General features: G+C 64.3%; 19 protein-coding genes. 11 read left to right on the forward strand and 8 right to left on the reverse strand.

Annotation, left to right across the window (positions count from 1 at the left end; translation table 11 throughout):
• The first annotated feature begins 95 nt into the window (after positions 1-95).
• Entirely contained in the window at positions 96-1,211 is a 1,116-nt protein-coding gene (locus tag ACFELO_RS00910) for a phosphatidylinositol-specific phospholipase C1-like protein (protein ID WP_440958699.1), read from the forward strand.
• Between the two features lie 92 nt (positions 1,212-1,303).
• Here the strand turns inward: ACFELO_RS00910 and ACFELO_RS00915 are convergent, their stop codons facing one another.
• Together ACFELO_RS00915 and ACFELO_RS00920 are read right to left on the reverse strand one after the other, a co-directional pair.
• Positions 1,304-1,789: a YHS domain-containing (seleno)protein gene (locus ACFELO_RS00915; RefSeq protein WP_440958700.1), complete on the reverse strand. Its 486-nt coding sequence runs from the start codon at positions 1,787-1,789 to the stop codon at positions 1,304-1,306.
• Between the two features lie 155 nt (positions 1,790-1,944).
• Positions 1,945-3,366, reverse strand: coding sequence for an NAD(P)/FAD-dependent oxidoreductase (locus ACFELO_RS00920; RefSeq protein ID WP_440958701.1), 1,422 nt, complete (start codon positions 3,364-3,366; stop codon positions 1,945-1,947).
• Positions 3,367-3,477: 111 nt separating this feature from the next.
• Here ACFELO_RS00920 and ACFELO_RS00925 point away from each other — a divergent pair, with 111 nt between their 5' ends.
• Positions 3,478-4,059 (forward strand): TetR/AcrR family transcriptional regulator, encoded by a 582-nt coding sequence (locus ACFELO_RS00925; RefSeq protein ID WP_440958702.1) that lies wholly within the window; start codon positions 3,478-3,480, stop codon positions 4,057-4,059.
• A gap of 17 nt (positions 4,060-4,076) precedes the next feature.
• Here the strand turns inward: ACFELO_RS00925 and ilvD are convergent, their stop codons facing one another.
• The 5 genes from ilvD to ACFELO_RS00950 all read right to left on the reverse strand — a co-directional run bounded on the left by ilvD (position 4,077) and on the right by ACFELO_RS00950 (position 10,270).
• A complete protein-coding gene (gene ilvD, locus ACFELO_RS00930; RefSeq protein WP_440958703.1) occupies positions 4,077-5,759 on the reverse strand; it encodes a dihydroxy-acid dehydratase in 1,683 nt (560 codons plus the stop codon).
• 5 nt (positions 5,760-5,764) lie between these two features.
• On the reverse strand, positions 5,765-7,066 hold the full coding sequence (gene thrC / locus ACFELO_RS00935) for a threonine synthase (protein WP_440958704.1): 1,302 nt from the start codon (positions 7,064-7,066) through the stop codon (positions 5,765-5,767).
• Complete coding sequence (locus tag ACFELO_RS00940) at positions 7,057-8,010, reverse strand: homoserine kinase (protein WP_440958705.1); 954 nt, start codon at positions 8,008-8,010, stop codon at positions 7,057-7,059. Before ACFELO_RS00940 ends, thrC begins: the two co-directional genes overlap by 10 nt.
• 23 nt (positions 8,011-8,033) lie before the next feature.
• On the reverse strand, positions 8,034-9,818 hold the full coding sequence (locus ACFELO_RS00945; RefSeq protein ID WP_440958706.1) for a homoserine dehydrogenase: 1,785 nt from the start codon (positions 9,816-9,818) through the stop codon (positions 8,034-8,036).
• A gap of 122 nt (positions 9,819-9,940) precedes the next feature.
• Positions 9,941-10,270: a hypothetical protein gene (locus tag ACFELO_RS00950; RefSeq protein ID WP_440958707.1), complete on the reverse strand. Its 330-nt coding sequence runs from the start codon at positions 10,268-10,270 to the stop codon at positions 9,941-9,943.
• A gap of 148 nt (positions 10,271-10,418) precedes the next feature.
• On the opposite strand from ACFELO_RS00950, the gene ACFELO_RS00955 reads away from it, so the two are divergent.
• The 9 genes from ACFELO_RS00955 (at position 10,419) to leuB (ending at position 19,281) form a co-directional block, all read left to right on the forward strand.
• Positions 10,419-10,547 (forward strand): hypothetical protein, encoded by a 129-nt coding sequence (locus ACFELO_RS00955; RefSeq protein ID WP_440958708.1) that lies wholly within the window; start codon positions 10,419-10,421, stop codon positions 10,545-10,547.
• A 120-nt stretch (positions 10,548-10,667) separates the two neighbouring features.
• On the forward strand, positions 10,668-11,681 hold the full coding sequence (gene ilvC, locus ACFELO_RS00960) for a ketol-acid reductoisomerase (protein WP_440958709.1): 1,014 nt from the start codon (positions 10,668-10,670) through the stop codon (positions 11,679-11,681).
• 21 nt (positions 11,682-11,702) lie between these two features.
• Positions 11,703-13,397 carry an acetolactate synthase 2 catalytic subunit gene (ilvG, locus tag ACFELO_RS00965; RefSeq protein ID WP_440958710.1) on the forward strand — a complete coding sequence of 565 codons (1,695 nt, stop codon included), beginning with the start codon at positions 11,703-11,705 and terminating at the stop codon, positions 13,395-13,397.
• Between the two features lie 3 nt (positions 13,398-13,400).
• Positions 13,401-13,667 (forward strand): ACT domain-containing protein, encoded by a 267-nt coding sequence (locus ACFELO_RS00970; protein WP_440958711.1) that lies wholly within the window; start codon positions 13,401-13,403, stop codon positions 13,665-13,667.
• Complete coding sequence (locus ACFELO_RS00975; protein ID WP_440958712.1) at positions 13,664-15,250, forward strand: 2-isopropylmalate synthase; 1,587 nt, start codon at positions 13,664-13,666, stop codon at positions 15,248-15,250. Before ACFELO_RS00970 ends, ACFELO_RS00975 begins: the two co-directional genes overlap by 4 nt.
• Before the next feature lie 13 nt (positions 15,251-15,263).
• Entirely contained in the window at positions 15,264-16,232 is a 969-nt protein-coding gene (locus ACFELO_RS00980; RefSeq protein WP_440958713.1) for a branched-chain amino acid transaminase, read from the forward strand.
• A complete protein-coding gene (gene leuC / locus ACFELO_RS00985) occupies positions 16,210-17,649 on the forward strand; it encodes a 3-isopropylmalate dehydratase large subunit (RefSeq protein WP_440958714.1) in 1,440 nt (479 codons plus the stop codon). Before ACFELO_RS00980 ends, leuC begins: the two co-directional genes overlap by 23 nt.
• Positions 17,639-18,217 (forward strand): 3-isopropylmalate dehydratase small subunit, encoded by a 579-nt coding sequence (gene leuD / locus ACFELO_RS00990; protein WP_440958715.1) that lies wholly within the window; start codon positions 17,639-17,641, stop codon positions 18,215-18,217. The genes leuC and leuD overlap by 11 nt, the downstream gene beginning before the upstream one ends.
• The gene (gene leuB, locus ACFELO_RS00995) at positions 18,214-19,281 is read left to right on the forward strand and encodes a 3-isopropylmalate dehydrogenase (RefSeq protein WP_440958716.1); all 1,068 of its coding nucleotides are present in this window, start codon (positions 18,214-18,216) and stop codon (positions 19,279-19,281) included. Before leuD ends, leuB begins: the two co-directional genes overlap by 4 nt.
• 11 nt (positions 19,282-19,292) lie before the next feature.
• On the opposite strand, the gene ACFELO_RS01000 is transcribed toward leuB, so the two are convergent.
• Positions 19,293-20,126: an SDR family NAD(P)-dependent oxidoreductase gene (locus ACFELO_RS01000; protein ID WP_440958717.1), complete on the reverse strand. Its 834-nt coding sequence runs from the start codon at positions 20,124-20,126 to the stop codon at positions 19,293-19,295.
• Positions 20,127-20,300: the final 174 nt, after the last annotated feature.

Below are 20,300 nucleotides of genomic sequence, written 5' to 3' on the forward strand. Positions count from 1 at the left end.
GTCTGGTTTTATGACGCTTCAGCGACCTCATAGAATTTGCGTTGAGCCCTGGTCGCGCTCGTGGCTATCTGATCAGGACAGATGTGGGGGTTCACATGATCGGTCTTGTCGTTTCGCTGGCCATCGCCATGCAAGTCTCTGAAACCGCGTGTCCGGTGGGCGTGGAGCTGGATGGTCCTGAGGGGCGCGCCTGGGACAGCCTGCCGCTCACCGCACTTCAGACCGTGGGCACCCATAACAGCTACAAGCAGGCGATCCCTCCCGCAGAGCTGGCGGCGCTGATTGCCCGGAACCCGGACGCGGCCGGGCTCGATTACAGCCATCCGCCCCTGTCAGATCAGCTCGACATGGGCATGCGCAATCTCGAGATCGACTTTGTCTATGATCCCGAAGGCGGGCGTTTCGCCAACCCGTTGATGCCCGCCATGATGGCGGGGCAGGAGGGCTCAACGCCCTATGACGCTTCGGGCATGGACGCGCCGGGTTTCAAGGTGCTGCACATTCCCGACATTGATGTGCGCACAAGCTGCTCCACCCTGATCGCCTGCATGAGCGAGATCCGCGACTGGTCGCTGGCTCATCCCGATCACGCGCCCATCATGGTGATGTTCAACGCCAAGACCGGCGGCCTTGATGCGCCGGGCGCGACGCAGGCGCTGGACTTTGACCGTGAGGCGTTTGCGGCGCTCGACGCCGAGTTTGCGCAGGTGTTCGCGCCGGGCCATCTGATTGTGCCCGACGAGGTGCGCGGGGATCACGCCACCTTGCGCGAGGGTGTTCTGGCGGGCGGTTGGCCAACGCTGGGCGATGCGCGCGGGCGCATTCTTCTGGTGCTTGATGAGCGGGGCGAGAAGGCGGACGCCTATCGCGGCGAGGCGGTGTCGCTGGAAGGGCGGATGATGTTCACCCTGTCAGAGACTATCGACGCGGATCACGCCGCGATCTTCATCCTCAATGACCCGTTCGAGGATTTTCAGATCATCCCGCACGCGGCCCTGAGCGGTTTTCTGGTGCGGACGCGGGCGGATGCGAACACGATGGAGGCGCGCACCAATGATGGGAGCCGTCGTGACGCCGCCTTTGATCTGGGCGCGCACTGGATCAGCACCGATTACCCCCAGCCTCGGGCTGAGTGGAGTGACTATCAGGTCAGCCTGCCCGATGGCCTGATCGTGCGCTGTAATCCGATGACGACAGTCCCTGCGCCATAACAGAAACCGGGCGGCCGCTTGGCGACCGCCCGGTCTGGCGTCCTGGCAAGGGGAGGGGGGAGCCCTTGCTCTGTCAGGGGAGGGGGAGACCCTTACAGTTCGGACGCTGCGGTGTGTTCGATCTCGGTCCAGTTGCGCTCGGCGCGGGCCAGGGTGCCGGCCTCATCGCCCAGGAAGTTGCGCAGGATTTCTTCGTTCACGAAGACATAGAGCTGGCCGTCGCGCACAGCCGAGAAGCGCGGATCACCGTCCAGCTTCTTGCCCAGCGCCACGCCCAGGGCGCAGAAGCCGCCATAGGCCGGGATGTATTGCTCGGGGTTGCGACGGAAGGTGCGAAGATTGGCCTGGCTGGCGAAGTAATAGGCAACGCCGTCGTGGACAGCAGCGAACTCGGCCGAGCCATCAAGGCGGATGCCGGTCTGGATCAGGGCCACCGGATCAGAGCCATGAAGGCCCAGCGGCGCGCCGGCCAGGGTGTAGCCCGAAGAGACGTTGTTTTCGTCTTCGGCCAGAGCGACAGGAGCGGTGGAAGCGACCAGCGCGAGGCCGATCAGAGCGGTGGAAACGAGGGTCTTCATGGTCTCTCTCCGAGATGCGCGCCGGGGGGGACAGCGAGCGGGATGTGAAGGTCGCGACGCCTTCGGTCAGCCCGGAGAAGAAAGACGAAAAAAGAGCCCGCCTGTAGACGGAATTCTCCCTAATGGATTGTACGATCCGGAGTGTTCCCTATGGCTCAGCCGGTCGCCGCTGCGCCTTCATCGAGCGTTTTTATATACGCGAACAGCTTGCCGACGGCGGCGGGGGCGGTCTTGCGCATGGACTGAAGAAGCTCGGTCTTTTCAGCGTCTTCCGGGCCGATATCGCTCAACAACTTGCTGAAGCCATCCAGCCGGTTCTCCCGCAGCCAGGCGCGCAATTCGGGGATCTGGCTCCAATTGTACTGGTTCATCATGTAGGCGGCGGTGAAGCGCAGGAAATCGGTGTCGTGATTGGGCAGGGGCACCACGCCGCAGAGCCGGTTCTGCTCGGCCTCCTCTTCATAGGCCGCCTCGATATGGGCGATGAAGGCGGCGCTGAAGACCGGCTGGTAGGAGCGCACCATTTGCAGCACCAGCGTATCGCCCTGAAAGACCGGGACGATGGCGTCATTGTCCACGGCCCGCGCCGAACAATCGACCAGCACCGTATCGGGCGTGATGGTGATCTCGCCCTCATCAAGCGTGACAGTATCAGACGTGATGGTCTTCACGCGGCCCTTGCGGACGATATTGCGGACCTGTCGCAGCGCATCGACTTCATCGCGCGAGACGGTGGCGCCATGGAACATGGAGGGGCGCACTTCTGGATCGATACGCAGGAAATAGCCGCATGCTTCGAGCCGGTCGAACATGTCCTCGATGGAAGTGGACTCCGCGATCTCCTCGAACTGACGCGCCTGCGCGCCAATGGTGTCAAAGAAGAAGTCAGGTCCGGTCTGGGTGTTGCGCCGGTCCAGCAGCCAGCCATCGCGCGGCATGATCCAGGTGATGAGGTCGGGGGTCACCTGATGCTCCAGCAACCACAATACCGTGTCGATGGCGGTCTTGCCCGCGCCGATGATCACAAAGCCGTCCGGCTTGCGGTCGATCTTTGGCAGGTCGTTGGGCGGCATGAACCAGACGTCCGGGGAGACGGTGAATTTGGGCGTATGGGTGGAGGGGACGGAGGTTTTCAGATGCGTGGCGTCAACGGTCTTGCGTCGCGCGTTGACCTCGAACACCTCTCCGCTCAGCATATGTTCGAACCGGCCTTCGCCCAGATACCGGCACATGGGGAAGAAGCGCACCCGGCCTGAAGGCAGGAAGGTGTGGTTCATCACCTGCTGGTAATAGGCCAAGACTTCATCACCGCTGGCCAGATCCCCCATCCCCTTGTTCAAACCCACCTTGTCGATTTCGCCCCGGCTGAGCTCTCTGGAGGAGACGCCGTAAAAGCTTGAAGGCTGGTGCAGGGTGACGAAGGGATAGGCGTGGTTCCAGTGACCGCCCGGCTTGGCGTTCTGATCCACGATGATGATATCGGCGTCGGTTTCGGACAGGATGACATCGGTGAAGGCCATGCCCATGGCGCCGCCGCCAATGACCAGATAATCAGTCTCAAGATGTGTGATCGCCATGAGTCGCCTCCCCGCGACGGCCCGCCCGTATTGTCTGTGTCGGGTTGAGCCTGATCATAACAGTGTTATACATTTGTCGGGGCCAAATCCCGTCCCGTCAAGGCTGAAGAGATGAGCGACGCGAAATCCACGATCATGCAGGCGGCGTCAAAGCTGTTTCTGGAAGGCGGCTACAAGGCGCTTTCGGTGCGGGCCATCGCACGGGAGGCGGGCGTCTCAACCATCGGGATTTACAGCCATTTTGACGGCAAGCAGGGCATTCTCGACGCGCTCTATATTGAAGGGTTCGCGCAAGTGGAGGCGACCTGCGCCCTGCCTGAGGGCGTGACGGGTCGGGATGAAGCGATCGAGATGGTGGTGCGTCAGTATCTGCGCAGCGTGCAGGCGCATGAAGCCCATTACCGGCTGATCTTTGGCGAGCAATCGCCCGATTTCAGCCCGTCCGAAGATGCCCGGAAGGCGGGGTCACAGGCGTTCGCACGCCTGTTGGAGCGGTCCGCGGAATTCCTGCCGGATCATTCCGCCAACGAAGTGCGTAATGCGGCGCTGGAGATCTGGGCGCTGATCCACGGCTTTGTCAGCCTGCGCCAGCATGTGACGGCCCTGAAAACCGAAGGAACGGATTGGGAGGACCAGGTCGTCCGGGCGGTGCGCATTCACGTCGCCGCCCTGGACCAGACCCGGCCCTCCTGATCGTCTGCCGAAAAGCACTAGTCGAACGGGAAGCTCGTCACCGCGCCATCAGAGGCGGAGTGAACGAGTTTGGCGTATTTGGCGAAGGCGCCCGTGCGGTATTTGGGCTCGGGCGGGGTGAAGCCCTTCGCCATGCGGGCCTTGAGATCAGCCTTCACATCAATGCGGCGGTTCTCGATGTCGATGGTGATGACATCGCCGGTCTGAATAAACGCGATCGGCCCGCCATGAGCGGCTTCGGGCGCGACGTGACCGACCATGAAGCCATAGGTCGCGCCCGAAAAGCGCCCATCGGTCATCAGCGCCACATCATCTCCGAGGCCTGCGCCCTGAATGGCGGCGGTGACGGCCAGCATTTCACGCATGCCGGGACCGCCCGCAGGGCCTTCATTGCGGATGACGACCACATCGCCTTTCTCGATTCCGCCGGTATTGACGGCGGCGAAGCAGTCTTCCTCGCAATCAAACACCTTGGCAGGGCCTTCAAAGAACAGCCGGTCATGACCGGCGAGCTTGGCGACACAGCCTTCGGGGGCGAGATCACCATAGAGCACGCCAAACCCGCCGCGCTTCTTCAAGGGCTTGTCTGCTGACAGGATCACATCCTGCCCCGGCGTTTCAGAAGCGAGATCGGCTTCTTCAAACAAGGATTTGCCGGTGACGGTCGGGGCGTCTTCGATCATCTCCGCCGCCTTCAGGCGTTGCAGGAGCAGACGGGCGCCGCCCGCCGCCGCCATGTCCGGCGCCATATAGCGCCCGCCGGGCTTGAGGTCGGCAATGACCGGCGTCTTGCGGCTCACCTCGTCAAACACATCAATATCAAACTGATCGCGGGTCACCCCGGCCTCGCGCGCGATGGCAAGAAGGTGAAGGACGGCGTTTGTGGACCCGGCCGTGGCGGTCACCGCCGCCGCTGCGTTCCTCAGAGAGGTTGGGGTGATGATGTCGCGCGGCTTTCGATCCGCCTTCAGCGCCTCGACCACGGCCTGACCGGCCTTGCGGGCGGCTTCGGGCTTGTCGGGATGGACGGCGGGAATGTCATTGAGCCCCATGGGCGACAGGCCGAGCGCGGTCAGCGCCAGCGCCATGGTGTTTGCGGTGAACTGGCCTCCACAGGCGCCCGCGCCGGGGCAGGCGGCCTTTTCCACTTCCACCAGCTCGTCTTCTGAGATCTTGCCTGCTGCGCACGCGCCCACGGCTTCGAACACGTCCTGAATGGTGACCGCCTTGTCGCCCAGCTTGCCGGGCATGATCGAGCCGCCATAGAGCACGACGCTGGGCAGATTCAATCGCGCCGCGGCCATCGCGGCCCCGGGCAGCGTCTTGTCGCAACCCACCAGGAACAGCACCGCGTCCAGACAATGGCCGCGCACGGCGAGCTCGGCGGAATCAGCCACGCAATCACGGCTCATCAGGCTGGCGCGCATGCCTTCGGTACCCATGGAGATGCCGTCGGTGACGACAATGGTGTTGAAATCCACCGCCGTGCCGCCCGCTGCTTCGATGCCGGCGCGAGCATGATCAGCCAGGCCCTGAAGGTGCATGTTGCACGGGGTGACGCTGGTCCAGGTGTTGACGATGGCGATCATGGGCTTGGCCATGCGTTCATCGTCATATCCGGCGGCGCGCAGCATGGCGCGAGCCGGGGCGCGGGCAGGCCCCTGTATCAGTGTATGCGAGGGGCGTTTCTTGTCGGTCATTTCGGTCAGGCCGTTTCGTTCAGGGCGTTCAGATGCGTGGTGAGGGCGTCGAGATTGGCCGCGCAGGGCTCAAACCGGGTGGAGCGATTCAGCACCTCCGCAAGGGCGGGTGAGGGATCAAGGCTACGCCCGATCAGCGGCTCGACAATATCGGCGAATTTATAGGGGTGGGCGGTGGCCGCGATCACCCAGGGGCGTGCGTGAAGGTCAAACTCGCGCATCCGCGCCAGCGCTTCAGCGGCGACAGCGGAGTGCGGACACCAGACATAGCCCGAGCGGGCATAGTCGGCCTTGATCCGGGCGCGGATGGCGCGGTCTTCCACCAGCTCCACCGACAGGCGCGCGGCGTCATCAGGCAGGGCGTCGAGACGCTCGAAATTGCTCGGCGCGCCCACATCCATGGCGTTGGCGAGGGTGGCGATGGAGGCGCGGGGTTCATACCGGCCCGAGATCGACCAGTCCGCCAGCGTGCGGTTGGCGTTGGTGGCCAGAACGATCGGCCCCCAGGGCGCGCCCATATGGCGGGCCCAGATGGCCGCAACGCCATGGCCCAGATTGCCGGTGGGGATGATCAGGCCCGGTTTGACGCCGTTCTTTTCGTATGCCTGCCGCGCCGCCCAGGCCATATAAGCCGCTTGCGGCAGGAGCCGGGCGATGTTGATGGAATTGGCGCTGGTCAGATTGTGTTTGTCGCTCAGGGCCCGGTCGGCGAAGGCGGCCTTGACCATGCGCTGACAGGCGTCGAAATCACCCTCGACTTCCAGCGCAGTCACAGGCGCGTTCCAGCAGGTCAGCTGGCGTTTCTGAAAACCCGAGATCCGGCCCTTGGCGTACAGGATCACCGCCCGCACGCCCTTGCGGCCCTCGGCGGCGCAGCCCACCGCCCCGCCGGTGTCGCCCGAGGTGGCGGCGAGCACGGTGAAGGGCTTGTCCGGATCGCCCATCTTATCAAGGCAACGTAGCAAAAAGCGCGCGCCCACATCCTTGAAGGCGCCCGTGGGCCCGTGAAACAGTTCGAGGGCGAAGACGCCGGGCCGTCCCGGGAAGGGGTTCACCAGCGGCACGTCGAAATCATAGGTCTCATCAACCAGTTCAGGCAGAACGCCTTCCAGTTCATCGCCCTTGAAGAAGGGCTCGAACAAGGTGAGCGCGGTCTCTTTCAGACTGGTCTGGGCCGTCAGGCCGCTCAGCTGGCCTTCGGGAAACGCGTCGGGGATGAACAGGCCGCCATCGCCAGCAAGGCCCACGCGGATAGCTTCCGAGATGGAGTTGGCGCTGGCGCCGTGTCGGGTCGAGATCAGGCGCATGCTTCTTGCTCCTCGGCAGGCTCAAGCCGCACCCCGGCGCTGTCGAGCGGCGCGCGATAGGCGCGAGCGTTGCGTCCGGCCCGGGCGAAGGCGTCGGCCATGGCCGCTTGCACGGCGTCGGCATCAAGATCCGCCGCCCATGCGAAGATGGACGGGCCGGAGCCGGAGAAGGAACAGCCCAGAGCGCCAGCCTTGTGGGCGGCGGCCTTCACATCGCGCATTTCAGGCAGCAGGAAGGCCCGCTGGGGTTCGATCAGCACGTCATCGAGCCCGGCGCGGATAAGTTCGAGATCCGATGTTGCGCACCCCAGCGTGAACGCGCCCAGACGCCGTGCATGTTCAACGGCGATGTTGAGCGGCACGTCCGGCTGCAGCACGTCGCGGGCGGCCTGGGTCTCGGTCTTGGCGTCGGGGTGAAACAGGACGGCGCTCACCCCTTTTGGGACTGGCATGGGTTTGACGACCGCGGGGTCCAGCTGGGCGGCGATCACCAGCCCGCCCAGAAGCGAGGCCATGACATTGTCCCAGGGCGGCGGATCGGCGCTGGCGCGTTCGCCTTCCAGCGCGAAAGGCAGAAGTTCTGCCGTCGAGAAAGGCTTGTCCAGCAGGGCATTGACCGCGGCGGCGGCGGCCACGGCGCTGGCGGCGGACCCGCCCATGCCGGCGCTGATCGGCACGCCCTTCTTCACATCCAGACGGACGCCGAAGGGCGCTTTCACCGCTTGCAGAACCGCCTGGGCGGCCCGCAGCGCGGTATTGCGCATCGGGTCGTCGGGCAGCCTGGTCATCAGACCCGACACCTGGCCCAGACGAACGCCGGGCTGGCTCTCGCGATGGGCGGTCACTTCATCCCGGCATGCGTCAAACGCCTGTCCCAGAACATCAAATCCAACCCCGACATTGCCAATGCTGGCCGGGGCGCTGGCGCGCGCTTGCACACTCATGAGACCTACTCGTCCTCTTTCCGTCAGGCGCTGCGCAACGCATCGTCCGCCCGCAAGGGGGATCGGACGGACGATGCGTGCGCGGGCGCGGCGCCATCACACGCCCAAGCCCGACGGATGTCCATCATGTCGCCGAAAACAGCCGCAGCCGTGGGCCAGCGGCCCGCGCCCTTGCCTTGCAGGGCATGCACCTCGCCATTGGAGAGGGTGAGCAGGAAGCGGTTCTCCTCGTTCCGTGCGCCGGCCAGCGCATGGCTTTGCGGCACGGCGCGGACCTGAACTTCCGCGTCCACCTTGCCGCCGGCGGTCAGCTTGCAGCGCCCGATCTGCTTGTAGATCTTGCCGTTCATCAGGGCGTCCTGGGCATCCTTGGCGGAGACCTCGCTGAGCGATTGTTTGGCGATCTTCTCCGGCGGCAGCTCCACGCCAAAGGCTTCCCGGATCAGGATGGAGAGCTTGTCCGCCGCGTCATGGCCGTCCACATCGGCGCTGGGATCAGCCTCGGCAAACCCCATGCGCTGGGCTTCGGAGACCGCGTCCTCGAACGGACGTCCCTTGCCCAGCTGGTCGAGGATGAAATTGCCGGTGCCATTCATCACACCCTCGACGGCGACAACGCCCTGATCCTTCAGCTCTGACAGGCGCTCGAGCACCACAACGCCCCCGCCGACGGAGGCGGAGTACATCAGATGCGCGCCGCCCTTTTTCGCGGCCTCATGCAGGGCTTCGTAATGCTTGGCGACGGCGGCCTTGTTGGCGGTGACCACATGCTGGCCATTGCGCAGCACCGGCATCATCACCGAGGCCGGGCCATCCGCGCCGCCCATCATCTCGACCACGAGATCGGGTTCGCCCGCTAGTGCGGCATGGGGATCAGAGGTGAAGACCGCGCGGCGATCGTCAGCGCGGGAGCCCACATTACGCACCAGAACGGGGTTCAACTCAAAGAGTTCGGGATGGCTCAGCACATGATCGAGTACGCCCGATCCCACAGCGCCGCAGCCCAGAAGCGCGACCTTCATCGGACCGCGATGACGCGGGCGACCGATGACGGCCGGACCCGAGGCGATGCGGGTGGCTTCACTGGCGCCCATGGCGGCGACTTCCACCACCAGATCAGCGGCCTTGGCAGCCTCGATGGCCTTGGGCTGGATCAGGCCGCGGCTGGCGTCCATCGCCTGATCATAATCAAGCGCGTCATAGCGTTGGGCGTGCGGATCCTTGGCCGGATCGTCGGTGTAGACCCCGTCCACATCCTTGATCAGGCGCACCCGGTTCGCGCCCGCCTTGACCGCAAAGAACACCGCCGTCAGATCCGTGCCGCCCCGCCCCAGCGTCGCTGCGCCATGATCGGCGTGACAGGCGGTAAAGCCGGGCAACACCACGGCGTCCGCCTGTTCGAGCGCGCCAGCCAGGGCGTCCGCATCCAGCTCGCTGAGATTGGCGTCCATGGGATCGCCCTCGGCCATCAGGCCGATTTCATGCGGGTCTAGCACTTTCGCCTTAAGGCCGAGGCGAGACAGGGCGAGGCCCATCAGGGCTGCGGAGCGAAATTCGCCAAGCCGGGCCAGACGGGCGGTGATGTCGGGGAAGGGCGCGCCGCCATTGGCGTCGGCCTGGGCCAGAAGCTGATCGGTCTCGCCCTTGAGGGCGGAGACGATGACGATGGTTTTCTCCCCCGCCCGGACATGACGGTAGATTTCTGCGCCAGCAGCGGCGTAGTCGGCTTCCGAAGTCAGCACCGAACCGCCGAACTTGAGGACGCAGAGGCCTTTCGGGGCGGAGGAGACGTTAAGCTGGGGATCCATCGGATCAGTCCTTTTTGGTTCGTTTGGGGGCGAGCCGGGTGAGTTTGAAGCATGAAAAAACCCGCTCGCCGGTGTCGGGGAGCGGGTTGGTGTTGGGTTGAATGTTTGCGCCTGTTTTGCGCTCAGCCCGTACCGACCCGCCCTCGAGTAAGGGTGGTGGTAATGGTGGTAATGGTGGTGGTGAGCGCGGTGGAGACGACGCATACGCCATCGGTCACGGGGAATGCCGTGAGCGTTTGGGCGCCATGCTGGACCTGCGGGAAGCGGGTCATGTTCATCTCCTGGACGTGCTGCAAGTGCGCAGCGTCGAGCGCAACGTGACCGGCTTTTCCGCACCCCGTCAACCGGGGTTGTGTGGCCTGAAAACCACAAAAACCTGTCCGGACAACAAAAAACACCTCATAAATCACTGATATTATAAAGAAAATATTTTTATCGAGTTGTTCGGACATTTTGGTGTTGCGCGATGCAGCATTTCCGCCTTACGGTTTTTGCACAGCCCGGCGAGACGTTACCCGTCACATCGCCGGTCATTTTTCGCGCGTTGAAACGGCCCGGTTCCGGGTTTTCGACGCAGTGTTGAAACCGGGAGACAGCGCCATGCGCGACGCAAAGACCCAGACCCTGACCCAGGACGCACAGCGTATCGCTGCGCTGACCGGCTCGGTCGTACTTCTTGTCGTCGTACTCCTTATTACCACCTACGGTGGAGCGGCGGCGCCTGTCTGACGGAACGACACACCTCAGACCCAAGCAAACCCCCGCTCCACACCGGAGCGGGGGTTTTTCTTTGCCTCAACCCCAGACCCAACCCGAGCCAGCCTCGAACGCCACGAAAGACCAAGACCCATGACCCGGATTTACACCGACGACGACGCCAGCGCAGACGCCATCAAGCCCGGCCCGATCGCCATTATCGGCTATGGCAGCCAGGGCCGCGCTCATGCCCGCAACCTGCGTGACTCCGGTCATGAGGTGATTGTCGGCGCCCGTCCCGGCGGCGGGGCTGAAGCCAAAGCCAAGTCTGACGGCTTTGAGGTCTTCACCCCTGCCGAAGCCGCCAAGAAAGCCAGTTTCATCGCGCTCCTCACGCCCGATATGAGCCACAAGGATGTCTATGAGTGTGATATCGCCCCGCAAATGTCGCCGGGCGATACGCTGATGGTGGCCCATGGGTTCTCGATCCATTACGGCCAGATCCGTCCGCGCACCGATGTCGACGTGATCCTGGTGGCCCCCAAGGGTCCGGGCGATCTCGTGCGCCGTGAATACGAGATCGGTCGCGGCGTGCCCTCGCTGTTCGCGATCTATCAGGACGCGTCGGGCAAGGCGCGCGACAAGGCGCTGGCCTATTGCAAGGGCAATGGCGGCACCGCTGGCGGCGCGATCGAGACCACGTTCGCCGAAGAGACCGAAACCGATCTGTTCGGTGAACAGGCGGTTCTGTGCGGCGGCGCGTCCGAGCTGGTCGCAGCTGGGTATCAGACCCTGGTGGATGCGGGCTATCAGCCTGAAATCGCTTACTTTGAATGCCTGCACGAGCTGAAGCTGATCGTGGATCTGCTGTACGAAGGCGGCATCGCCCGCATGCATGATTTCATCTCCGAGACCGCCAAATACGGCGATCTGGTTTCGGGGCCGCGGGTCATCAACGACGAGACCAAGGCGCGCATGCGCGAGGTTCTGACCGACATCCAGTCAGGCAAGTTCGCCCGGGACTGGATCCTGGAGAACCAGGCCGGCAAGCCGCAATACGACGCCTTGCTGCGCGCGGATCTGGAGCAGGACATCGAGAAGACCGGCGCCCGTTTGCGCGCCCGCATGGCCTGGCTGCAACCCGGCGCCAACGCTGGCCAAGCCTAGCGCGCACCAAGGAGCCTGATCATGACCGCCCAGCCCAAAGCCGCACCTGCCGCCACCGTGAACCGCACCGGCGCCCATCTGGTCGTCGAAGCTCTGCGGGCTCAGGGGGTAACCAAGGTGTTCGGCTATCCCGGCGGGGCGATCATGCCCGTCTATGACGCGCTGCCGGGCTCGGGTCTCGAGCACATTCTGGTGCGCCATGAACAGGCTGCGGCGCTGGCGGCGGACGCCTATGCGCGGGTGTCGGGCGAGGTGGGCGTGTGCCTGGCCACGTCCGGCCCCGGCGCCACCAATCTGGTGACCGGCATCGCGAACGCCTTTCTGGATTCAGTGCCCATGGTGGCGATCACCGGTCAGGTGGCGACGCCCCTGATGGGTACGGACGCCTTTCAGGAGATCGACGTGTTCGGCGTCACCCTGCCGATCGTCAAACACTCCTTCCTGGTCAGGGATGCCAAGGACATCCCCGAAATCTTCGCCGAGGCTTTCGAGCTGGCGAAGCACGGACGACCCGGACCTGTTCTGATCGACCTGCCCAAAGACGTCACTCAGGCGTCCGGGGCGTTCCCCTCAGTTGATCGAACGGTCCGGGCGTCCGTCAGTAAGACGCCCTCCGAGCCCGCCGAGATCGCCCAGGCCGAAGCCTTGATGGCGCAGGCCGAGCGGCCGGTTCTGTATATTGGCGGCGGCGTCACTCTGGCCAAGGCCGAGGATGCGCTGCGCCGGTTCTTCAGCCGCACCCGCATTCCGGCGGTGGCGACCCTGAAAGGGCTGGGCGCGCTGCCCACCGATACGCCGGGTTTTCTGGGCATGCTGGGCATGCATGGCACCAAGGCCGCCAATCTGGCGGTCGATGAAAGCGATCTGTTGATCTGTATCGGCGCCCGGTTTGATGACCGCGCGACCGGCAAGCTCGACACGTTCGCGCCAAACGCCCGCATCATCCACTTTGATGTGGACGCGTCGGAAATCTCCAAGCTGCGTGCAGCCGATGTGGGTTTGACCGGTGATCTGGCCGAAACGCTGGATCGTCTGGAGCCGGGCGTTCTGAGCATCGATCCCTGGCGTCAGCGCTGCGCCGAGGCGGCCGAGCGCTGGGCCATGCGCTATGACGCGCCGGGTTCGGGCATTTACGCGCCCAAGCTGTTGAAAGACCTGTCTGAACAAGCGGGCGACAACGCCATCATCACCTGTGATGTGGGCCAGCACCAGATGTGGGTGGCCCAGCATTGCCGCTTCTCGCGCCCGCAAGCGCATCTGACGAGCGCGGGTCTGGGCACGATGGGCTACGGCCTGCCGGCCGGCGTCGGCGCCCTGATGGCCGAGCCGGATGCGACCGTCATCACCGTGTCCGGTGATGGCTCGATCATGATGAATATTCACGAGCTGGCGACCCTGCGCCGCTACCGCCTGCCGCTCAAGATCGTGCTGCTGGACAATTCCCAGCTGGGCATGGTCCGCCAGTGGCAGCAGTTGTTCTACGACGAGAATTTCTCCGAGGTGGACCTGTTCGACAATCCCGATTTCGCCGCCGTGGCGCGCGCGTTCGGGATCGAGGCGTTCACTCTGGACCGGCGCGAGGATGCGCCCGCCGCCATCGAGCGGTTGCTGAACACGAACGGGCCGATCCTGTGCCATGTGCGCATCGACCCACGCGAGAATGTCTGGCCGCTGGTGCCGCCGGGCAAATCCAATGCTGACATGATGGAGGCCTGATCCATGACAGACCGGATCGAGATCGAATTCCGCCCCAGTGAAGGCGCGATCCTGCGTCTGATCGGGCTCGTAGAACGTCGCGGCTTTGAAGTGCGCGGCGTAGACCTGCCTCAGATGAGCGCCCAGTCTGATGCGCGCATGGGCCTGACCGTCCAGCCGCGTGATGCGGGCCGCAAGATGAGCACGCTGTGCGCCCAGATCGCCAAGGTCTACGGGGTCAACGCGGTGCGTTCGGCTTCGATGGCTCCGGCCTATGAGGCGGCGTCATGAGCAAGCCCGCACAGATCAGGATTTTCGACACCACCTTGCGTGATGGCGAGCAGGCGCCGGGCTTTTCCATGTCCGAAGCCGGCAAGCTGAGCGTTGCGCGCGCCCTGCAGGCGTTGAAGGTGGACGTGATCGAAGCCGGTTTCGCCGCCGCCAGCCCGGGCGATTTCCGGGCCGTGGAGCGCATTGCACAAGAGATCGAAGGCCCCGCCATCTGCTCGCTGGCGCGCACCACGCCGGGCGATATCGACGCTGCTGCGCGCGCCCTGAAGGACGCGCCCAACAAGCGCCTGCACATCTTTCTGGGGACGAGCCCGCTGCATCGCGAGTTCAAGCTGAAAATGACCCCGGACGAGGTGCTGACCCGCATCAAGGAGATGACCGAGCTGGCGCGCGAGCATTTCGACGATGTGGAGTTCTCCGCCGAGGACGCCATCCGCACCGAGCGGGGCTTCCTGGTCGAAGCGCTCTCCATCGCGGCTGAATCAGGTGCGAAGACGCTGAACGTGCCCGACACAGTCGGCTATTCGACGCCGGACGAGATCTATCAGCTGTTCAAGCATCTCAGCGACAAGGTCTCCAGGGCTGAAGACGTGGTCTTTTCCGCGCATTGCCATGACGATCTGGGCATGGCGGTCGCCAACTCCCTGGCCGCCGTGCGCGGCGGGGCGCGTCAGATCGAATGCACGGTCAACGGCATTGGCGAACGGGCGGGCAATTGCGCGCTGGAGGACGCTGTCATGGCGATCCGCACCCGCCGCGACGTGTTCAACCTGACGACCAATATCGACACCCGTCAGATCATGGCGGCCAGCCGTGCGCTGAGCAAAGCGACCAACACCCACCCGCCGCGCAACAAGGCGATCGTGGGGGCGAACGCTTTCGCCCACGAATCCGGCATTCACCAGCATGGCGTGCTGGCGAACCGGGAGACCTACGAGATCATGAAGCCCGAGGATGTGGGGCTGAGCTCCAACCAGATCATTCTGGGCAAACACTCGGGCAAGCACGCCCTGGCCGCCCGCGCCAAGCAGCTGGGCTGGACGCTGGAAGGCGAGCGCATGCAGGCCGCCTTCGAGGCGTTCAAGACGCTCGCGGACGAAATCGGACTGGTGGATTCAGGGCAATTGTCAGCCCTGCTGGAGCGCCTTGAAAGCGGCGCACAAGGAGAGGCTGAATTGTGGACCCTCAAGCGCATTGATATTCGCGCGCCCCTCTCGCCCAAGGATCATCCGGTCGCCCGGATCGAGATGGAACATGGCCATCGCGGCCAGGTGACCGATATCGCCACCGCGCCCGGCGCGCTGGATGCGGCCTATCGCGCCGTCAGCCAGATCATGGAAACCCCCGCCCGGGTCGAGGACATCGACATGCAGTATGTCGCCGCTGATCCCAACGATACGGGCGATGACGGCCAGGGCGCAGACGTTCTGGTCGACCTGAAAGCCAGCGTGGACGGAGAGGTCTTCTCTGGCCGCGCCCGCGCCCGCGACATCATTCCCGCATGCGTCTCCGCCTATATCGACGCGCTCAACAATGCCTGCGCCGTCCGACGACGCCGCAAGGCCGACGCCCACGCCGCCTAGAGGACGAACACCAATGGCTATCAATCAAGTCGAATACATCTGGCGCAATGGCGCGCTTATTCCGTGGGCGGATGCGCAGGTTCACGTGCTGTCGCACGCGCTGCACTACGGCACGTCCTTCTTTGAAGGCATCCGAAGCTATGACACGCCGGCGGGGCCGGCCGTTTTCCGTCTGACCGATCACGTCAAGCGCCTGATCGATTCCGCACGGATCTATTCGGTCGAGCTGCCCTATTCCGCCGCCGAGCTGGCGGAGGCGTGCAAGCAGGTCCTGCGCGAGAACAAGCTGGGGTCGGCCTATCTGCGTCCGGTCAGCTTCATTGGCTATGGCTCCATCGGCGTTGTTCCCGCCAAGGAAACCCCGATCGAGACCTATATCGCGGCCTTCCCCTGGGGCGCCTATCTGGGCGAGGATGCCCGGACCAAGGGCGTGGATGTGTGCGTGTCGAGCTGGAACCGCATGGCGCCGAACACCGCGCCGACCGCGGCCAAGGCCGGCGGCAATTATCTGTCGAGCTATCTGATCAGCCGGGAAGCCAAGTCCCGCGGCTATGCCGAAGGCATTGGTCTCGATGTGGATGGCCGCCTGTCCGAAGGCGCGGGCGAGAACCTGTTCGTGGTCAAGGACGGCAAGCTGATGACGCCGCCCGCCAGTTCCTCGATCCTGCAGGGCATCACCCGCGACAGCGTGATCCGTCTGGCCAAGCGCGAAGGTCTGGAAGTGATCGAACAGACCCTGCCGCGCGAGATGCTCTATCTGTGCGACGAGGCCTTCTTCACCGGCACCGCCGCTGAAGTCACCCCGATCCGCTCCATCGATGACAAGACCACCCGCGCCGCCGGCGCCGGGCCGGTCACGCGTCTGATCATGGATCGCTTCTTTGGTCTGTTTGAAGGCCGCACCCAGGATGACTGGGGCTGGCTGGAGCCCGTAAACCCCCAAGCCCAGGAGACAGGACATGACAACGCCGTCGCCGTCTGAGACGACCCCCAAAACCCTGTTTGAAAAGGTCTGGGACACCCATCTCATTCAGCCTGAGACCGAAGCGGCTCCGGCGCTGATCTATATCGACCTGCACCTCATCCACGAGGTGACGAGCCCGCAGGCCTTCACCGCGCTCGAAGCGCGCGGTCTGAAGGTCCGCAGGCCCGATCGCGTTTATGGCACGCTGGATCATTCCACGCCCACCACGCCGCGTGCGCCGGGGTCCAAACCGATCTACATCAATGCGGCGGCGAAAAAGCAGGTCGAGACGCTGGAAGACAATTGCCGCCGTCATGGCATCCGTCTGGCGGGATGGGACAGCCCCGACCGCGGCATTGTCCATGTCATCGGGCCGGAGCTGGGCCTGACCCAGCCGGGCATGACCATTGTCTGCGGCGACAGCCATACCTCGACCCATGGCGCGTTTGGCGCTCTGGCCTTCGGCATCGGCACCACCGAAGTCGGCCATGTGCTGGCGACGCAATCTCTGCTGCAATCCAAACCCAAGACCATGCGCGTCACCGTGGATGGTCGTCTGCCCCATGGCGTGGGCGGCAAGGACCTGATCCTCGCCATCATCGCCGAGCTGGGCGCAGGCGGCGCTTCCGGCCATGTGATCGAATATGCGGGCGAAGCGATTGAAGCCCTGTCGATGGAAGAGCGGATGACCGTCTGCAACATGTCCATCGAGGCGGGCGCCCGGGCGGGCATGATCGCTCCCGACGCCACGACCTTTGCGTGGCTGGATGGTCGCAAGCACGCACCCAAGGGCGCGGCCTGGGAAGCGGCGAAAGCGCGCTGGTCGAAACTCAAGACCGATCCGGACGCCAGGTTCGATGCGGAAGTGCGTCTGGATGGCTCGAAACTGGCGCCCATGGTCACCTGGGGCGACAGCCCGGATATGGCCGCCCCGATTGACGCCTCCGTGCCGCGCGCGCCCGAAGGCCCCGCCGCTGATGCGCTCAATTACATGGGCTTCAAGGCGGGCGAGGCGCTCATGGGTGAAACCATCGACGCGGTGTTTGTAGGCTCGTGCACCAATGCGCGCCTGTCCGACCTGCGCGAAGCCGCTGCCGTGATCGCCGGACGCCACGTCAAACCGGGCGTGCGCATGCTGGTCGTGCCGGGCTCTGAAGAGGTGAAACGTCAGGCCGAGGCTGAAGGACTGGACGCCATCTTCCGCACCGCGGGTGCGGAATGGCGCGAGCCGGGCTGTTCCATGTGCATCGCCATGAACGGCGATAGCGGACGCACCGGCGAACGCATCGTCTCGACATCCAATCGCAATTTCGCCGGTCGTCAGGGCCGGGGCGTGCGCACCATTCTGGCGAGCCCGGCGACCGCTGCGGCATCCGCCATTGCGGGCGCCATTGCGGATCCGCGTCGCATTCTGGAGGCGTCCCATGCTCAATGAGCCCATCAAGACCGTCACCGCGCGCAGCTTCGTGATCCGCGACGCCAATGTGGACACCGACCAGATTATCCCGGCGCGCTTTCTGACCACAACCGAGCGCGGCGCGCTGGCGGACGCCTGTTTTCATGACTGGCGCTTCACCCCGGAGGGCGAGCCGACCGATCACCCGCTCAATCAGGTGAACCGGGATGAGCAACGCATCCTGATCGCGGGCGATAATTTCGGCTGTGGCTCCTCGCGTGAGCATGCCCCCTGGGCGCTGCGCGATTTTGGCGTTGAAGCTGTCATCACCTCGCGTGCGGCGGACATCTTCAAGTCCAATGCGCTCAAGAACGGTCTCGTGGTGTGTGAGATCGACGAGGCGGCTCATGCGGCCTTGCTCGACCGCGAGGACCTCGATGTGACCGTGGACGTGGTGAGCCAGACCGTGACGGCGGGCAATATCACCGCGAGTTTCAAGCTCGACCCCTTCGCCCGCACCTGCCTGATCGAGGGCGTGGACCCGCTGGGCTATATCCTCAACCAGTCTGACGCGATTGCTCAATTCGAGCAGGAGAATGCCGCATGAGCCAGTCCATCCTGATCCTGCCCGGAGACGGCATCGGCCCGGAAGTCGCCAAAGCGGCGAAGGCCTGTCTTGAGGCGGTGGCGGCGCTGGAAGGGTTGGAGTTCACGTTTTCCGAAGCCCCGTTCGGCGGAGCGGGGATTGATGCGTGCGGCGAGCCTTTGCCGGAAGAGACCCTGAAAGCGGCGCAGGCGGCTGATGCGATCTTTCTGGGCGCCGTGGGCGGGCCGCAATGGGATGGCGGCGCGAAGCGGCCCGAGCAGGGGCTTCTGGGCCTGCGCAAGGCGCTGGGGCTTTACGCCAATCTGCGCCCGGTCAAGGTCTTCAAGGGGCTTGAGCATCTCTCGCCGCTCAAGGAAGACCGGGTTGCGGGCGCGGATGTGCTGATCGTGCGCGAGCTGACGGGCGGGATGTATTTCGGCGAGAAGCGCGAGGGCGATGACGAGGCCTTTGACGGCTGTTCCTATTCGCGCGCCGAAGTCAGCCGCATCGCCGAGATCGGTTTCAAGGCCGCTCAGGGCCGCAAGGGCAAGCTGACGAGCGTGGACAAGGCCAATGTGCTCGCCACCTCACGCCTCTGGCGCAAGACGGTGAATGCCTTGGCGTCGGACTATCCTGATGTGGCGGTGGATCATCTTTATGTGGACGCGGCCGCCATGGCGCTGGTCACCGGGCCGACCCGGTTTGACGTCATCGTCACCGAGAATCTGTTTGGCGACATCCTGTCTGACGAGGCCGCTGTGGTGGCGGGCTCGATCGGGCTTCTGGGCTCCGCCAGCCTCGGCGCGTCCGGACCAGGTCTGTTTGAACCCATCCATGGCAGCGCGCCCGATATTGCGGGGCAGGACAAGGCCAACCCCTCCGGCGGCATCGCCAGCGCGGCCATGCTGCTGCGCTATGGGCTGAACCAGCCCAAGGCGGCGGATCGTCTGGAAGCGGCGCTGGAAGCCGCGCTGCTGCATGAGAACCGCACGGCGGATCTCGGCGGCACGGCCAGCGGGTCGCAGTTTGCAGACGCCGTGCTGCGGCAGATCGGGAAGACGGCGGCCTCAGCCGCCGCCGAATAGAGGCGCGAGGGTCAGTCGGCCTTGCGCCGGCTGGCCCGCTTCTTGATGAAATCCCAGTACCGGATCGGGAATATCCGCTCCAGAATGGCGAGCGTGTGGGCGTCCTTGCCCACGAGTACGCGCGGCAGGCGACGTTCTACGCCGCGAAGGATGATCTCGGCCGCTTCAGGCGGCGGCATCACCAGGCCTTCCTTGGCCATTTTCTTCACCGCCTTGAGCTCGGCCTCGGTCATGTCGGCGGGCTTTTTCGCGTCCTCGGCGATCTTGGTGTTCACCCCGCCGGGATGGATGGTCGTTACCCCGATGGACGTGCCTTCAAGCTCGTGCATCAGGGCGTTCGAGAAGCCGCGCACCGCGAACTTGGCCGAGGAATAGGCCGTCTGGCCCGCCGGGGCGACAATGCCGAAGATCGAGGAGACATTGACCAGCTGGGCGGTGTCGGCCTGTTTGAGAAGCGGCATGAAAGCGCGCGTCATGCGCACCACGCCATAGAAGTTGATATTGATCAGCCACTCGAAATCATCGTCGGTGACCCGGTCAAAGGTCCCGCCGAGCGCGACGCCGGCATTGTTGAACAGGCCATGCACAGCGCCATGCTCTTTCTCGACCGCCTGAGCGAACGCCTCGATCTGGCTCTTGTCGGCGACATCGACCTTATGGGTCGTCACCTTGATTTCATTGCTTTTGAGAGCGTTGGCGACCTCTTCAAGTCGCGCTTCATTGATGTCGGCGAGCGCCAGGTTCGCGCCTCGCGCCGCCAGGGCCGCCGCGAGCGCTGCGCCAATGCCGCTGCCTGCGCCAGTGATGACGGCGGTACGGCCCTTGAATTCGAGATGACGGGTCATGCTCTCCCCCTGAGATTATTGCCGGTTTTGATGTGAACGCTGTTCACTCCGGCTTTTGCGGCAGACTTCCAGAGTTTTCAGCCTCTGTCCATCTGGCTGCGGGGGCGGATACGACTTGCGGCTGTCTTGTCAGGGGCTGGAAATAGGATCACAGTCAGGAATACACATAAAAAA

It is taken from the genome of Oceanicaulis sp. LC35 (assembly GCF_052055585.1).
Taxonomy (GTDB): domain Bacteria; phylum Pseudomonadota; class Alphaproteobacteria; order Caulobacterales; family Maricaulaceae; genus Oceanicaulis.

Bases quoted from the DNA above. Each gene is read 5' to 3' on its own strand.
- ACFELO_RS00910 (WP_440958699.1), top strand. From the start codon at position 96: ATGATCGGTCTTGTCGTTTCGCTGGCCATCGCCATGCAAGTCTCTGAA.
- ACFELO_RS00915 (WP_440958700.1), bottom strand. From the start codon at position 1,789: ATGAAGACCCTCGTTTCCACCGCTCTGATCGGCCTCGCGCTGGTCGCT.
- ACFELO_RS00920 (WP_440958701.1), bottom strand. From the start codon at position 3,366: ATGGCGATCACACATCTTGAGACTGATTATCTGGTCATTGGCGGCGGC.
- ACFELO_RS00925 (WP_440958702.1), top strand. From the start codon at position 3,478: ATGAGCGACGCGAAATCCACGATCATGCAGGCGGCGTCAAAGCTGTTT.
- ilvD (WP_440958703.1), bottom strand. From the start codon at position 5,759: ATGACCGACAAGAAACGCCCCTCGCATACACTGATACAGGGGCCTGCC.
- thrC (WP_440958704.1), bottom strand. From the start codon at position 7,066: ATGCGCCTGATCTCGACCCGACACGGCGCCAGCGCCAACTCCATCTCG.
- ACFELO_RS00940 (WP_440958705.1), bottom strand. From the start codon at position 8,010: ATGAGTGTGCAAGCGCGCGCCAGCGCCCCGGCCAGCATTGGCAATGTC.
- ACFELO_RS00945 (WP_440958706.1), bottom strand. From the start codon at position 9,818: ATGGATCCCCAGCTTAACGTCTCCTCCGCCCCGAAAGGCCTCTGCGTC.
- ACFELO_RS00950 (WP_440958707.1), bottom strand. From the start codon at position 10,270: ATGTCCGAACAACTCGATAAAAATATTTTCTTTATAATATCAGTGATT.
- ACFELO_RS00955 (WP_440958708.1), top strand. From the start codon at position 10,419: ATGCGCGACGCAAAGACCCAGACCCTGACCCAGGACGCACAGCGTATC.
- ilvC (WP_440958709.1), top strand. From the start codon at position 10,668: ATGACCCGGATTTACACCGACGACGACGCCAGCGCAGACGCCATCAAG.
- ilvG (WP_440958710.1), top strand. From the start codon at position 11,703: ATGACCGCCCAGCCCAAAGCCGCACCTGCCGCCACCGTGAACCGCACC.
- ACFELO_RS00970 (WP_440958711.1), top strand. From the start codon at position 13,401: ATGACAGACCGGATCGAGATCGAATTCCGCCCCAGTGAAGGCGCGATC.
- ACFELO_RS00975 (WP_440958712.1), top strand. From the start codon at position 13,664: ATGAGCAAGCCCGCACAGATCAGGATTTTCGACACCACCTTGCGTGAT.
- ACFELO_RS00980 (WP_440958713.1), top strand. From the start codon at position 15,264: ATGGCTATCAATCAAGTCGAATACATCTGGCGCAATGGCGCGCTTATT.
- leuC (WP_440958714.1), top strand. From the start codon at position 16,210: ATGACAACGCCGTCGCCGTCTGAGACGACCCCCAAAACCCTGTTTGAA.
- leuD (WP_440958715.1), top strand. From the start codon at position 17,639: ATGCTCAATGAGCCCATCAAGACCGTCACCGCGCGCAGCTTCGTGATC.
- leuB (WP_440958716.1), top strand. From the start codon at position 18,214: ATGAGCCAGTCCATCCTGATCCTGCCCGGAGACGGCATCGGCCCGGAA.
- ACFELO_RS01000 (WP_440958717.1), bottom strand. From the start codon at position 20,126: ATGACCCGTCATCTCGAATTCAAGGGCCGTACCGCCGTCATCACTGGC.